13 protein-coding genes are annotated in these 14,091 nt (G+C 72.0%); all 13 read left to right on the top strand.

Annotation, left to right across the window (positions count from 1 at the left end):
• The first annotated feature begins 42 nt into the window (after positions 1 to 42).
• The 13 genes from ACWDGI_RS05065 to ACWDGI_RS05005 all read left to right on the top strand — a co-directional run bounded on the left by ACWDGI_RS05065 (position 43) and on the right by ACWDGI_RS05005 (position 13,995).
• Entirely contained in the window at positions 43 to 738 is a 696-nt protein-coding gene (locus ACWDGI_RS05065; protein WP_450755477.1) for a TerB family tellurite resistance protein, read from the top strand.
• Between the two features lie 118 nt (positions 739 to 856).
• Positions 857 to 2,038, top strand: coding sequence for a sialidase family protein (locus ACWDGI_RS05060; RefSeq protein ID WP_450755475.1), 1,182 nt, complete (start codon positions 857 to 859; stop codon positions 2,036 to 2,038).
• A 100-nt stretch (positions 2,039 to 2,138) separates the two neighbouring features.
• On the top strand, positions 2,139 to 2,672 hold the full coding sequence (locus ACWDGI_RS05055; RefSeq protein ID WP_450755473.1) for a SigE family RNA polymerase sigma factor: 534 nt from the start codon (positions 2,139 to 2,141) through the stop codon (positions 2,670 to 2,672).
• A complete protein-coding gene (locus tag ACWDGI_RS05050; protein WP_450755471.1) occupies positions 2,669 to 3,604 on the top strand; it encodes a hypothetical protein in 936 nt (311 codons plus the stop codon). The genes ACWDGI_RS05055 and ACWDGI_RS05050 overlap by 4 nt, the downstream gene beginning before the upstream one ends.
• Positions 3,605 to 3,915: 311 nt before the next feature.
• Entirely contained in the window at positions 3,916 to 5,511 is a 1,596-nt protein-coding gene (locus ACWDGI_RS05045; protein ID WP_450755469.1) for an ABC transporter substrate-binding protein, read from the top strand.
• A 4-nt stretch (positions 5,512 to 5,515) separates the two neighbouring features.
• A complete protein-coding gene (locus tag ACWDGI_RS05040; RefSeq protein ID WP_450755467.1) occupies positions 5,516 to 6,475 on the top strand; it encodes an ABC transporter permease in 960 nt (319 codons plus the stop codon).
• Entirely contained in the window at positions 6,472 to 8,514 is a 2,043-nt protein-coding gene (locus ACWDGI_RS05035; RefSeq protein WP_450755465.1) for a dipeptide/oligopeptide/nickel ABC transporter permease/ATP-binding protein, read from the top strand. Before ACWDGI_RS05040 ends, ACWDGI_RS05035 begins: the two co-directional genes overlap by 4 nt.
• Complete coding sequence (locus ACWDGI_RS05030) at positions 8,511 to 9,509, top strand: oligopeptide/dipeptide ABC transporter ATP-binding protein (RefSeq protein ID WP_450755463.1); 999 nt, start codon at positions 8,511 to 8,513, stop codon at positions 9,507 to 9,509. Before ACWDGI_RS05035 ends, ACWDGI_RS05030 begins: the two co-directional genes overlap by 4 nt.
• 80 nt (positions 9,510 to 9,589) lie before the next feature.
• Positions 9,590 to 10,501, top strand: coding sequence for a dihydrodipicolinate synthase family protein (locus ACWDGI_RS05025; protein ID WP_450756471.1), 912 nt, complete (start codon positions 9,590 to 9,592; stop codon positions 10,499 to 10,501).
• A 172-nt stretch (positions 10,502 to 10,673) separates the two neighbouring features.
• On the top strand, positions 10,674 to 10,898 hold the full coding sequence (locus ACWDGI_RS05020; RefSeq protein WP_360484394.1) for a hypothetical protein: 225 nt from the start codon (positions 10,674 to 10,676) through the stop codon (positions 10,896 to 10,898).
• Positions 10,899 to 10,947: 49 nt separating this feature from the next.
• The gene (gene recO / locus ACWDGI_RS05015; RefSeq protein WP_351691460.1) at positions 10,948 to 11,697 is read left to right on the top strand and encodes a DNA repair protein RecO; all 750 of its coding nucleotides are present in this window, start codon (positions 10,948 to 10,950) and stop codon (positions 11,695 to 11,697) included.
• Positions 11,698 to 11,714: 17 nt separating this feature from the next.
• Entirely contained in the window at positions 11,715 to 12,554 is an 840-nt protein-coding gene (locus tag ACWDGI_RS05010; protein ID WP_450755461.1) for an isoprenyl transferase, read from the top strand.
• An 88-nt stretch (positions 12,555 to 12,642) separates the two neighbouring features.
• Positions 12,643 to 13,995: a histidine-type phosphatase gene (locus tag ACWDGI_RS05005; protein ID WP_450755459.1), complete on the top strand. Its 1,353-nt coding sequence runs from the start codon at positions 12,643 to 12,645 to the stop codon at positions 13,993 to 13,995.
• Positions 13,996 to 14,091 lie beyond the last annotated feature (96 nt).

Here is a 14,091-nt window from a genome sequence, read left to right as displayed (position 1 = left end):
GCCAGCGGTGGCGATGTTGCCACGGCGTTAAGGAGGTGCGACGTGCTGCCAGTACGGGGACGAGACGGCCGAACCGCCAGGCCTGCCCGCATTCTGGGCACCCGCACCGCATGGACGCCCGTCGGCGACGGCGAGTTCTTCTGCCCCGGCTGTGGAGGCGACCGCAACTACCAGCGGCTCACCGGCCGCCGCCGCTTCACCCTGCTCGGCGTGCCGGTGCTGCCGCGCGGCACCACCGGGCCGGTCGTGGAGTGCGCCGCCTGCCGTCACCACTTCGGCACCGACGTCCTCGACCACCCGACCACCTCACGCTTCTCGGCGATGCTCCGCGATGCCGTGCACACCGTCGCCCTCGCCGTCCTCGCGGCGGGCGGCGCCTGTGCCCGCGCGTCCCTGGAGGCGGCCGCGGCAGCGGTCCGCGCGGCCGGCTTCGAGGACGTCACGGAGGAGCAGCTGAGCGCGCTCGTCGACGCGCTCGCCGCCGACACCGGCCGGGTCTTCGAGCAGCCGGGCGGTGCGAGCCTCGCGATAGAACTGCACGAGGCCCTCGACCCGCTGGCCCCGCACCTCGCCCCGGCCGGCCGCGAGTCCCTGCTCCTCCAGGCCGCCCGGATCGCGCTCGCCGACGGCCCCTACACCAACGCCGAACGCGAGGTCCTCGGCACGGTCGGCGCGGCCCTGACCATCTGCGCCGACGACGTGACCCGCCTGCTGGCGGCGGCCCGCACCCCTTCCTGAGCCCCCGACCGCCCCACGGAAACTGACGGAGTGCCAATCCAGGTGACCCGTTTGGCCGTTGCGGGCGTGCGATGGGGGCGGCGGGGAGGAACATGGAAGGGTGAGCCATGTGTCTCCTGTGACCCGTGTGAGCCGGATCTCCCTCGCCGCCGCCCTGCTGCTGGGGGCGTTCACCGTCGAACCCAGGGCCTGGGCGGCGACCTGCGAGTCCGCCGTGCCGTATGTGTCCGGCGAGGGCGGCTACGCCCAGTACCGCATCCCGGCCGTCGTGCGCACCTGGCACGGCACCCTGCTCGCCTTCGCCGAGGGCCGGCACAGCACCACCGGCGACAGCGGTGACATCGACGTCGTGTTGCGGCGTTCCTCCGACGGCGGCTGCACCTGGAGCCCGCTCCAGGTGGTGGCCGACGGTAAGGGGAACACCCGGGGCAACCCGGCACCCGTGGTCGACCCGCGCACCGGCGACATCGTCCTGGTGACCTCCTACAACGACGGCTCGGTGAGCGAGGCGCAGATCATGCGCGGCCAGGTCACCAAGGAGCAGAGCCGCCGGGTGTTCGTGCAGCGCAGCCGGAGCGACGGCCGGTCCTTCACCGCCCCGCGGGAGATCACGGCGCAGGTGAAACCTTCGGGCTGGCGCTGGTACGCCACCGGTCCCGGCCATGCCGTCGCCGTCACCGAGGGACCGCACCGCGGCCGTCTGGTCGTCGCCGCCGACCACTCCGGAACGCCGCGTCCCGGCTCCTCCGACACCGGCCGGGAGGCCAGGTACTACGGCGGTCACGCGATCTACAGCGACGACGGCGGCCGCAGCTGGCACCTCGGCTTCGTCGACGGCTCCTACACCGGCCGCGACAACCCCAACGAGACCACCGCCGCCCAACTTCCCGACGGCCGCCTCTACTTCAACGCCCGCGACCAGAACGGCAGCAGCCCCGGCAACCGCCTCAACGCCTGGTCGAGCGACGGCGCGGAGACCCTGGACGCGCAGTACACCGTCCAGCCGACCCTGCGCCGGGTCCCGGTGGTCGAAGCCTCGGTCCTCCAACTCCAGGGCTTCGAAGCCCCGTTGCTCTTCTCCGCCCCCTCGATCCCGACGGCCCGCCAGGCCATGGCCCTGTGGACCAGCGCGGACGAGGGCATCAGCTTCGACAAGCTCCTCACCCTGTCCGGCCGGAAGGCGGCCTACTCGGACCTGGTGCAGGTGGACAGGAGCACGGTGGGCGTGCTGTACGAGACGGGGACGCGGACGGCGTACGACACGATCGAGTTCCGGCGGGTCGCGGCACCCCGGGAGTGAGCCGTGGCGGTGAACCGGCCGCCGCTGTGAACCGGTTGTTGCCATGAACGGGGCAACCGAATCCCCCCGGCCGGTGGTCTGGAGGGCGAGGGGGTGGCTGATGCAGGCCGAACTCGAGGCCCAGTTCCAGGAATTCGTCAGAGCACGGTGGTCCCATCTGGTGCGGACCGCCTATCTGCTCACCGGCGACCCGCACCACGCGGAGGACCTCACGCAGACCGCGCTGGCGAAGGCGTACCGGTCGTGGCGCCGGGTCTCCGGCACCGACCGTCCGGAGGCGTACGTCCGCCGCATGCTGGTCAGCTGCAACAGCGACCGGTTCCGCAAACGGCGGGTCACGGAGTCGCTGACCGCCGCGCCGCCCGAGCGCGCGGGGCACGACGACGCGGTCTCCCGGGCCGACGAGCGCGGCACGCTGCTCGCCGCCCTGGCGGAACTGCCGCCCAGGCAGCGCGCGGTGGTGGTGCTGCGGTACTGGGAGGACCTGTCCGAGGCGGAGGTCGCCGACGTGCTCGGCTGCTCCCCGGGCACGGTCAAGAGCCAGGCGTCCAAGGGCCTGGCGAAGTTGCGTACGTTTCCGGGTCTCGCGCAGACCATGAGCCACGCGGGATCCGGGCAGGGAGGCACCAGGTGAGCGGCGAGAAGCAGGGCACACAGGCCGAGCCGGACTTCGAGGAGCGGGTCCGGACGCTGCTGGCGGGGGACGCCTCGGCGCTGCGGCCGTCGCCGGTGCCGTATCCGGAGATCCGGCGGCGGGGGGTGCTGGAGCGACGGCGGCGGCGCCTCGGGGTGACCGGGGTGGCGCTGGCGACCCTGGCGGCGGTGCCGGTCGGCGCGTACGCGATGGGCGGCGGCAGCACCACGACGAGCCCGGCGGGCCCGAGTCCCACCGTGCGGTCCAGCCCGCGCCCGACAGCGACACCGTCGGCCACCCCGACAGGCCCGGCGCGGCCGGTTTCCGCGGGCCGGCTCCTGGACGGGATCACCTTCGAACAGGCCGCCGGCGGACTCGGCAAGTGCCTGGACTACAACAAGGCGCACCGGCTCCCCAAGGACCCGTCCTACATCGACCTCGGCCGACCCGCCGACTACCGGATCATCCTGGCGATGCGCAGCACCGGCGACTCGAACGCCCCCGGCGACGGCTACTTCGTGGTCGCGGTGCGCGAGAAGCCCACGCCGGCCCGGCTCATCTGCGACATCAAGGGCGGCGAGGTCTCCGGGCTGAACACCAGCACCGGGGACCCCTTCGGCGACTCGGCCATGCCGGTGATCCCGGACATCAACAGCGGCAAGCTGTACCAGCAGTCGTACCTCGACAAGGGCAACTGGAAGCTTCCGTTCCGCTGGGGGATCATCGGCAGCTACCGCAGCTCGGTGACCAGGATGACCGTGTCCTACGGCGACAGCACGGGCGAGGCGGTTCTCGACCACGGCTGGTTCGTCGCCGCCGGCACCCTGCACCAGCAGGTCACGAAGTCACCGCACCTCAAGGGGTACGACCGCACCGGCAAGCTCGTCTACGACTCCGACCAGGACGCCTCGTACGAGAAGACGCTGCCCTAGCCTTCGCGGATCGAGGCCAGGGCCTCCACGCCAGGGGGGCAACGGGGGAGGCCGCAGAGGGGGCCGCGGAGGGGGCCGCGGAGGCGGCGGCGGTCGGCGCCGGTCACCGGGGAGGTGACCGGCGCCGGGCGGGCCGTCGGGGAGCGGCCGGCTGGGCGGCCACCGTGGCGCCGTCCAGCCGCACGTATTGGTCCGACCTCTGATGGTTTACGCCATTCGTGTGCGGTGCCTTGACCGCCCCGAAACCCCCTCTTATGGTCGCGCTTACACATGACGTCCGACGTCTCCTCTTCCCCCACGCTGGAGGCACCGTGCGCGACGAGGCGACCCATGGCCGCAGGACGTTCCTGAAACACGCCGGCGCGCTGGGGGCGGCCGCCTCGCTGACGGCCTGCGGACCCAAGTCGACGATCGACCTCGGCGGCAGCGGCTCCGACCGCACCCTGACGGCCGTCATCGGCTACGGCAACGACGGCAGCTGGGACCCGACCCAGACCGCGTCCGCGTTCGCGATGGCCGCCAACAACCACATCTACGAGGGCCTCGCCGACACCGACCCCATCACCCGCGCCCCCTACCCGGCGCTGGCGACCCGGCTGCCCGCCGACCGGGACGCCACCACCTGGCGGTTCACCCTGCGCCCGGGCGCCACCTTCCACGACGGCAGGCCGGTCACCGCCGACGACGTGGTCTTCGTCTTCGACCGGATCCTCGACCCGGGCACCCAGACCCTCGCCAAGGGCTTCTTCGCGAGCTGGCTGAAGGAGGCCCGCAGGATCGACAGCCGGACCGTCGACCTGGTCCTGAGGTTCCCCTTCCCGGACGGGACCGCCCGTCTCACCCTCGCCAAGATCATGCCCAGGCACGTGTTCTCCCGGCCCGGCGCCTGGGACGACGCGATCAAGGGACTCGCGGTGGGCACGGGACCGTACCGGCAGACCGGGCACCACCCGAAGTCGAACACCACCTTCGCCGCGTACGACGGCTACAACGGCCCCCGCAGGGCCGCCTTCCGGCGGATGAACTGGCTGACGATCGTCGACGCGGCCTCACGGGTGGCCAGGATCTCCGGGGTCGGCGCGGGCGCACAGATCTCCGACAACATCCCCTACGCCAACATCCCCCGTCTCCAGCAGGGCGGACTGTCGGTCGGCGGCGGCGCCGGGATGAACAACCTGTTCCTGATGTTCAACACGCGGCACAAACCCTTCGACGACGTCCGGGTCCGCCAGGCCCTGCACTACGCCATCGACAAGGCGAAGATCGTCGAGGTCGCCCTCAAGGGCCACGGAAAACCGGCGAGTTCGTTCCTGAACGAGACCAACCCCGCCTACCGCAGGGCGAAGACGGTCTACGACCACGACCCCGAAAGGGCGAAGGCACTCCTCAGGGCGGCCGGCGTCAGCGGGCTCAGAATCGACATCCTCGCCGTCAACGTGAGCTGGATCGTCGACTGCCTGCCCACCATCAAGTCGTCCTGGGACGCGATCGGCGTCGCCACGACCCTGTCCCCGCAGGAGACCACGGCCGTGTTCACCAAGATGGACCAGAAACAGGACTACCAGGTCGTCGCCGCCGTCTCGAACCCCAACCAGTTCGGTCTCGACGCCGACCTGATCATGCACTACAACTACGGTCCCGAGAACCTCTGGATGGGCTACGCCCGCTGGTCCGACAACACGGTCGCGAAGCGGCTCTTCAGGGACATGGACGCGGCCACCCGCGAACCGGACCCCGAGAAGAAGAAGACGATGATCCAGGACTACGTCGACATCGTCGCCGAACAGGCCGTCCTCTACCCGGTCGTCCACAACGAGCTGATCACCGCCTGGGACCCGCGCAGGCTCACCGGCATAAGGGCCCAGCCCTACCCCGGCATCAACGTCCTGACGGCCAAGTGGGCCTGACGGCATGAACGCCGTCCTGCGCATCCTGCTGCGCCGAATCGTCCTGCTGGTGCCGCTGCTGCTCGGCATCGCCCTGTTCGTGTTCCTGGTGATGCGCTTCTCCGACGTCGACCCGGCGTCCGCGTTCTTCCAGGGCGCCAACCCCACCCCGCGACAGCTCCACGACTTCCGCGAACGCAACGGCCTCCTCGACCCCCTGCCCCTGCGCTACGTCCACTTCGTCGGCGGTCTGCTCCACGGCGACCTCGGCACCAGCGCCCTCACCCGCACCCCGGTCCTCGACCAGGTCGCCACCGCCCTGCCGCTCACCCTCCAGCTGACCTTCCTCGGCCTCGGCATCGCGGTCGTCCTGGCGCTGGCCGGCGGTGTCACCGCGGCCATCCACCGCGACCGCTGGCCGGACCAGGCCATCCGGGTGCTCTCGCTCGTCGGCGTCGCCGCCCCCGCCTTCTGGCTGGCCCTGTTGATGATCCAGTACCTGGCGGTCGACCGGGGCTGGTTCCCCTCCGGCGGCTACATCAACCCGGAGGACTCCGTCACCGGCTGGCTGAAGACCATGGCGCTGCCCGCCCTCGCGCTCTCCCTCCCGGTCGCCGCCCAGCTCACCCGGATCGTCCGCACCTCGGTGGTCGAGGAACTCGACCGGGACTACGTCCGCACGGCGATCGGCAGCGGCCTGCCACCCCATGTCGTGGTCGGCCGCAACGTCCTGCGCAACGCGCTGGTCAACCCCCTGACCGTGCTCGGTCTGCGGGTCGGCTACCTGCTCGGCGGCGCCGTCGTCATCGAGACCATCTTCGCCCTGCCCGGCATGGGCAAGCTGATGATCGACGCCGTGCAGAACGGCGACCCGGCCGTCGTCCAGGGCGTCGTCCTCACCACCGCGACCGGCTTCGTCGTCGTCAACCTCGTCATCGACGTCCTCTACCTGCTGGTCAACCCCCGTCTGAGGGAGGCGACATGACGACGTTCACCCGCGCGGCCCTCACCACCGCCCTGGCCCGTCCCGGCGTACGACTGCGCAGACTGTCCCCGCTGTCCAGGGCGGCCCTCGTCTTCCTGGCCGTGGTCGTCCTGGTGGCGGTGTGCGCGCCCCTGCTCGCCCCCGACGACCCCCTCGCCCAGCAGGCACCCGCCGACGGCACCGGGCACCCCTCCGCCGGCCACTGGATGGGCCAGGACAGCCTCGGCCGGGACATCCTCAGCCGGCTGATGTACGGCGCCCGCTGGTCCCTCGCCATCGGCCTCGGCGCGACCGGCCTCGCCCTGGTCGCCGGCGCGCTGCTCGGCGCGCTCGCGGCCACCTCCCGCAAAGGCGTCGACGAGACCCTGATGCGCTGCCTGGACGTGGTGATGGCGTTCCCGGGCATCGCCCTGGCCGCCGTCCTGGTCGCCGTCTTCGGCGGTGGCATCACGGTCCTGATCTGCGCGATCGCCTTCCTCTTCACCCCGCCCGTGGCCCGCGTGGTCCGGGCGAACGTCCTCGACCAGTACGGCGAGGACTACGTCACCGCGGAACGCGTGATCGGCGCCCGCACCCCGCACATCGTGCTGCGCCACGTGGCCGTCAACTGCGCCGCCCCCGTCCTGGTCTTCTGCACGGTCCAGGTCGCCGAGGCCATCGTCTTCGAGGCGTCCCTGTCCTTCATCGGCGCGGGCGTGCGGCCCCCGGACCCGTCCTGGGGCAGCGTCATCGCGGACGGCAGGAACATGGTGCTGACGGGCGGCTGGTGGGCGACCCTCTTCCCCGGCCTGCTGATCCTGCTCACCGTCCTCTCCCTGAACATCCTCTCCGAGGGCGTCTCGGACGCGTGGGCGTCACCGGCGCCGCGGGAGACGGAGCCGGCAGGGGCCGATCCGGTGGCGACCGTCGAGCGGGGCGAGGTCCTGGAGCTGCCCGGCCTGACGGAGGCGGGAGAGCGGCTCCGCGCCCGCGCCCGGCCCCCCGTTCCGGACGGCCGGCCGGTACTGGCCGTGGAGCGGCTGGCCATCGGCTTCCCCGACCGCCACCGGGGCGTGGACATCGTCGACGGCATCAGCTTCGAGGTGCGTCCGGGTGAGGTACTGGGCCTGGTGGGGGAGTCGGGCTGCGGAAAGTCCCTGACGGCGCTGACGATCATGGGCCTGCAGCCGAGGACGGCACGGGTGACGGGCGAGATTCTTTTCAACGCCGCCGCGTGGAGCGCCCCGTCAGGGGCGCGGGGCGGTATCGAAAATGCGGCTGCCGCCGCGCGGGCGCGACCGGCCCCCACAAACCCGCACCCGCCCATCGACCTCACCACCCCCCACCGCCGCCTCCTCGGCCACGAACTCGCGATGGTCTACCAGGACGCCCTGTCCTCCCTGAACCCCTCCATGACCGTCAACGCCCAGCTCAAGCAGCTCACCCGGCGCGGCGGCCACCGCACCCCCGCCGAACTTCTCGCCCTCGTCGGCCTCGACCCCGGTGGAACGCTCCGCAGCCATCCCCACGAACTCTCCGGCGGCCAACGCCAGCGCGTCCTGATCGCCATGGCCCTCTCCCGCGACCCCCGTCTGATCATCGCCGACGAACCGACCACCGCCCTCGACGTCACCGTCCAGGCCCAGGTGATGGAACTCCTCCTCCGCCTCCGCGAGGAACTCGGCTTCGCGCTGATCCTCGTCTCCCACGACCTGGCCCTCGTCGCGGACGTCACCGACCGGGTGGTGGTGATGTACGGCGGACAGGTCGTCGAGACCGGCGTCACCGCGGAGCTGGTCGCCGCCCCGGCCCACCACTACACGCGCGGCCTGCTCGGCAGCGTGCTGTCGCTGGAGTCCGGGGCCGAGCGGCTGACCCAGATCAGGGGCGTGGTGCCGTCCCCGGCCGACTTCCCGGCGGGCTGCCGCTTCGCGGACCGCTGCCCGGCGGCGAGCGAGGTCTGCCGTACGACGGCACCGGACCTGGCCGGCTCCCGTATCCACACCGCGGCCTGCCACCACCCGGCGGTCGACCTGGCGAGCACCGAGGCGGTGACATGAGCGCGGTGGAGCTGGCCGGCGTCCACGTGGTCCACCGGGCGCGCGGCGGAGGCGTCTTCGGCCGGGACCGGGTGTACGCGCTGACCGGCGCGGATCTCACCGTGGCGCCCGGCGAGACGGTCGGCGTGGTCGGCGAGTCGGGGTGCGGGAAGTCGACGCTGGCGAAGGTGCTGGTCGGCATCCAGCGGCCGACCGCCGGCACGGTATCCGTTCACGGCCGCGACCTGTGGGCGATGCCGGGGGCCGAACGCCGGTCGGCCGTCGGCGCCGGCACCGGCATGATCTTCCAGGACCCGTCGACGGCCCTCAACCGCCGGCTGCCGGTGCGCCGTATCCTCCGCGACCCGCTGGACGTCCACGAGCGCGGCACCCGGGCCGAACGGGAGGACCGGGTGCGGGAGTTGATGGGCCTGGTCGGTCTGCCCCGGGCCCTCGCCGAGGCGCTGCCCGGCCAGCTCTCCGGCGGACAGCGGCAGCGGGTGGCGATCGCCCGGGCGCTCGCCCTGGACCCCGGCCTGGTGGTGGCGGACGAACCGACCAGCGCGCTGGACGTCTCGGTCCGCGCCCAGATCCTCAACCTCCTCCTCGACCTGCGCGAGCGGCTCGGCCTCGCCATGGTCTTCGTCTCCCACGACATCCAGACGGTACGGCGGATGAGCGACCGGGTGATCACCATGTACCTGGGCCGGATCGTCGAGGAGACCCCGGCCGCCGAGATCACCGAGCACGCCCGGCACCCGTACACCAGGGCCCTGTTCTCGGCCGCTCCCGGCCTGCTCCGACCGATCGACCCCATCCCGCTCACCGGTCCGGTCCCCTCGGCCACCCGCCCGCCGTCCGGGTGCCCGTTCCGCACCCGCTGCTGGAAGGCGGACGACGAGTGTGCCGTCCGCATGCCTGACTTCACGGCCGCGTCACGCACCGCTCACCGCTACCGCTGTCACCATCCACTGGAGGAGGACCAGCCGAGCCACAGCCTGCCCAGGGAGCCCTGATGACCCTGCCCACCCCCCACACCCGTGAGCCGAAGGGGCGCGCTCCGGCTTCCAGCGCCCCGGAGGGGAACGGTCAAAAGATGGTGTCCGGTGTCGTACCGCCCGTCTGCACCCCCCTGACCCCGGACCGCGAGGTGGACGTCCCGTCCCTGCGCGGGCTCGTCGACCATCTGGTGGCGGCCGGGGTGGACGGCCTGTTCGTGCTGGGCTCGACGTCGGAGGCGGCGTACCTGACGGACCGCCGGCGCAGGCTGGTCACGGAGACCGTGGTGACGCACGCGGCCGGGCGGCTCCCGGTGCTGGCGGGCGTGATCGACATGACCACGCCCCGGGTCCTGGACCACGTCGAGTCCGTCACCTCCGCCGGCGCGGACGCGATCGTCGTCACCGCGCCCTTCTACACCCGCACCCACCCCGCCGAGATCGCCCGCCACTTCCGGCTGGTCGCCGACCGCTCGCCCGTCCCGGTGATCGCCTACGACATCCCGTCCGCCGTCCACACCAAGCTCCCCGCCGACCTGGTGCTGGAACTGGCCGCCGACGGGGTGCTGGCCGGGCTGAAGGACTCCAGCGGCGACCTGGCGGGCTTCCGCGAGGTCGTCATCGGCAGCCGGAGCCTGCCCCGCTTCAGCGCGCTGACCGGCTCCGAGCTGACCGTCGACTCGGCCCTCGCGCTGGGCGCCGACGGCGCGGTACCGGGACTCGCCAACGTCGACCCGGACGGCTACGTCCGTCTCCACCGGCTCTGCCGGGCCGGTGACTGGGAGCGGGCGCGGGCCGAACAGGAGCGGCTGTGCGCGCTGTTCGCGATGGTCCGGGTCGGCGACGGGCGCCGGATGGGCGGCAGCTCGGCGGCGCTGGGCGCGTTCAAGGCGGCACTGCATCTGCGCGGGGTCATCGCGTCCCCGGTCACCGCGGAGCCGCAGGTGCCGCTGTCGGAGGCGGAGATCGAGTGCGTGGGCAAGCACCTGGCGGCGGCGGGGCTGATGTGAGCCGGCGCCGCAGCGGCCGCGGCCGGACGGCTGTCACCGAGCGCACGGCAGGCGGTCCCGGAGACCCGGGCTCGGGCGGCCGTGCGGGACAGACTCCGGCCGAGTCTAGGCACCCAGCGCCACCCCGGGGATGCGAAGCGTGAAATTCCCGGAGGCGGGGGAGCCAGGTGAGGTGAACGCGAAGAACCTCCCCGTCGGCTCCTGCGCCGTCGACACCCGTACCGGACGGCTGGGCATCGTCATGGGGCACGAGGGCCCCTATGTGCAGCTGAGGCCGTACGGGGGAGGGCGTGAGTGGGACGCCCACCCGGACGCCGTACGGATCGCGACCCAGGCCGAACGGCTCAGCGCGGCCACCGCCCACGCCAACGCCCGCAGCCGCGGCGAGGTGCCTTGAAGGTTCCGGTCCGGACCGGTCCCCTGCCACGGCAGGGCAGAATGGGCCCATGAGCCTGTTCCGCGACGACGGCATCGTGCTGCGCACCCAGAAGCTGGGTGAGGCGGACCGGATCATCACGCTGCTCACCCGTGGACACGGCCGGGTGCGGGCCGTCGCGCGTGGGGTGCGGCGGACCAAGTCGAAGTTCGGGGCGCGGCTCGAGCCGTTCTCCCACGTCGACGTGCAGTTCTTCGCGCGGGGCAGCGAGCTGATCGGACGCGGGCTGCCGCTGTGCACCCAGAGCGAGACCATCGCGCCGTACGGCGGCGGGATCGTCACCGACTACGCCCGGTACACCGCCGGGACGGCCATGCTGGAGACCGCCGAGCGGTTCACGGATCACGAGGGCGAACCCGCGGTGCAGCAGTACCTGCTGCTGGTGGGGGCGCTCAGGACACTCGCCCGCGGCGAGCACGCGCCCCACCTCGTCCTCGACGCCTTCCTGCTGCGCTCCCTCGCCGTCAACGGCTACGCGCCCAGCTTCGACTCCTGCGCCAAGTGCGGGATGCCCGGCCCGAACCGTTTCTTCTCGGTCGCCTCCGGGGGCAGCGTCTGCGTCGACTGCCGGGTGCCCGGCAGCGTCGTACCCTCCCCGCAGACCCTGGTTCTGCTCGGCGCGCTGCTTACGGGAGACTGGGAGACGGCGGACGCGGCCGAGGCACGGCACGTCCGGGAGGGCGGCGGACTGGTGTCCGCCTATCTGCACTGGCACCTGGAGCGGGGGCTGCGCTCGCTCAGGTACGTAGAGAAGAGCTAGAGGGAGACGAGAAGCACATGGTCGTACGCGGGATCCTGGGGGGCCGGCGCCGCGAGTACCGGACGCCGGAGCCACACCCGTCCGGTGCCCGGCCGCCGAAGCTCCCGGGCGAGCTGGTCCCGGGCCATGTGGCCATCGTCATGGACGGCAACGGCCGCTGGGCGAAGGAGCGCGGGCTGCCGCGCACCGAGGGGCACAAGGTCGGCGCCGAGCGCGTCCTCGACGTGCTGCAGGGCTCCATCGAGATCGGTGTCCGGAACATCTCCCTCTACGCCTTCTCCACCGAGAACTGGAAGCGCTCGCCCGAAGAGGTCCGCTTCCTGATGAACTTCAACCGCGACTTCATCCGCAAGACCCGCGACCAGCTCGACGAGCTCGGCATCCGGGTGCGCTGGGCGGGCCGGATGCCCCGGCTGTGGAAGTCGGTCGCCAAGGAGCTCCAGATCGCCCAGGAGCAGACCAAGGGCAACGACCTGCTCACCCTGTACTTCTGCATGAACTACGGCGGCCGGGCCGAGATCGCCGACGCGGTGCAGGCGATCGCCGAGGAGGTCAGGGCGGGCCGGCTCGACCCGTCGAAGGTCTCCGAGAAGACCATCCAGAAGCACATGTACTACGGGGACATGCCGGACGTGGACATGTTCCTGCGGCCCAGCGGCGAGCAGCGCACCTCCAACTTCCTGCTCTGGCAGAGCGCCTACGCCGAGATGGTCTACCAGGACGTCCTGTGGCCCGACTTCGACCGCCGTGACCTGTGGCGCGCGTGCCTCGAATACGCCTCCCGGGACCGCCGGTTCGGCGGCGCCATCCCCAACGAGGAGCTGCTGGCCATGGAGGGCAACCAGCCCGGCGACTGACGGCCACCCGCCGTTCACGAGAGCCGTCCAGGATGCGGGAGATCATGCCAGGCCACCTCCCGGTCTCCCGCCTCTGGAACGGTCCCTCATGAAGCGTGTCACCCCTGTCCTCGCCCTGGGCGCCCTGCTCCTCACCGCGCTGCCCGCGCACGCCACGGACAACGGGCCCGCCCACCGCGACAGTTACGGCACCAAGGCCGTCTACACCCCCGGCCAGAACCCGCGCAGCTACCAGCACGCGCCCGCCGGGTACACCGCCGTGTTCACCGAGAACGTCTCCCGGCACGGTTCCCGCTCGGCCACCGACGGCGAGGACGGCGACACGGTCCTCGCGCTCTGGAACCAGGCCGAGGCCGATGGTCAACTCACCAAGCTGGGCGAGGAGTTCGGCCCGGACGTGCAGGCCCTCGAGGCGGCCATGAGCGCCATCGGGTACGGCAACCTCAGCGGCCGCGGCAAGGACGAACTCCGCGCCACCGCGGTGCGCCTGGAGAAGCGCCTGCCCTCCCTCTTCTCCTCGATCGCCGGGAACGGCGAGAAGATCGACGTCGTCAGCTCGGGCCAGGGCCGCGCGGTGGACAGCGGGACGGTCTTCGCCACCGCCCTCACCGACGCCGACCCGGCGCTCAAGGCCTCGCTCGGCACCGCCCGGGTCGACAAGGACCTGCTCTACTTCCACAAGTCCGCCGGCGGCGCCGACTACCAGAAGTGGCTGGCGAGCGACGAGCGGCTGGCCTCGACCCTGGCGGCGGTCACCGACCAGCCGGCCTCGCACCGGGCCGCCGCCCGGGTCCTCGGCAGGATCTTCGAGCCGGCGTTCGTGCGGCGCGTCGTCGACGGCGAGTTCTCCGCCACGGCCTCCGACATCACCGCCGCCCGGGCCGTCTACAACCTCTACGCCATCGCGCCCGCGATGAGCGAGGAGAGCCCGAACGGCCGGGGCTGGGACTTCGACCGCTACATCGCCCCGCGCGACGCGGCCTGGTTCGGCTACCTCAGCGACGCCGAGGACTTCTACGAGAAGGGTCCGAGCTTCTCGGACAGCGACATCACCTACAAGATGGCCGGTGTACTCCTCGACGACTTCTTCAAGCAGGCCGAGGCCAAGCGGGACGGCACCAGCACGCTGGGCGCCGAACTCCGCTTCACCCACGCCGAGGAGATCATCCCGCTGGCCGCGCTGATGCGGCTGCCGGGCAGCGAGAAGGCGGCGACGCCGGGCCGGACGTACACCTACGCCGACAACCCCTGGCGCGGCGCCGAGGTCGCCTCCCTGGCCTCCAACATCCAGTGGGACGTCTTCCGGAAGGGCGACGACTACCTGGTGCGGATGCTCTACAACGAGAAGGAGACCGCCTTCAAGGCGGGCTGTCACCCGATCAGGAAGAACAGCAAGTTCTACGACCTGAACGAACTGGAACGCTGCTTCGACAGGAGCTGACCGGGGGCGCCCTGCGGCACGCCTGCCCGCAGCTATGTGGCTGACGCGACTGCAGCGCCCCGTAAGGGGCGCGGGGCTGTATCCATTTGCGGCTCC

This window comes from Streptomyces sp. NPDC001220, from assembly GCF_053597895.1.
The sequence above is the reverse complement of the archived record's forward strand: the minus strand, read 5'-3'. Positions and strand labels throughout refer to the sequence as shown.

Bases quoted from the DNA above. Each gene is read 5' to 3' on its own strand.
- ACWDGI_RS05005 (WP_450755459.1), top strand. From the start codon at position 12,643: ATGAAGCGTGTCACCCCTGTCCTCGCCCTGGGCGCCCTGCTCCTCACC.
- ACWDGI_RS05030 (WP_450755463.1), top strand. From the start codon at position 8,511: ATGAGCGCGGTGGAGCTGGCCGGCGTCCACGTGGTCCACCGGGCGCGC.
- ACWDGI_RS05025 (WP_450756471.1), top strand. From the start codon at position 9,590: ATGGTGTCCGGTGTCGTACCGCCCGTCTGCACCCCCCTGACCCCGGAC.
- ACWDGI_RS05055 (WP_450755473.1), top strand. From the start codon at position 2,139: ATGCAGGCCGAACTCGAGGCCCAGTTCCAGGAATTCGTCAGAGCACGG.
- ACWDGI_RS05035 (WP_450755465.1), top strand. From the start codon at position 6,472: ATGACGACGTTCACCCGCGCGGCCCTCACCACCGCCCTGGCCCGTCCC.
- ACWDGI_RS05010 (WP_450755461.1), top strand. From the start codon at position 11,715: ATGGTCGTACGCGGGATCCTGGGGGGCCGGCGCCGCGAGTACCGGACG.
- ACWDGI_RS05040 (WP_450755467.1), top strand. From the start codon at position 5,516: ATGAACGCCGTCCTGCGCATCCTGCTGCGCCGAATCGTCCTGCTGGTG.
- recO (WP_351691460.1), top strand. From the start codon at position 10,948: ATGAGCCTGTTCCGCGACGACGGCATCGTGCTGCGCACCCAGAAGCTG.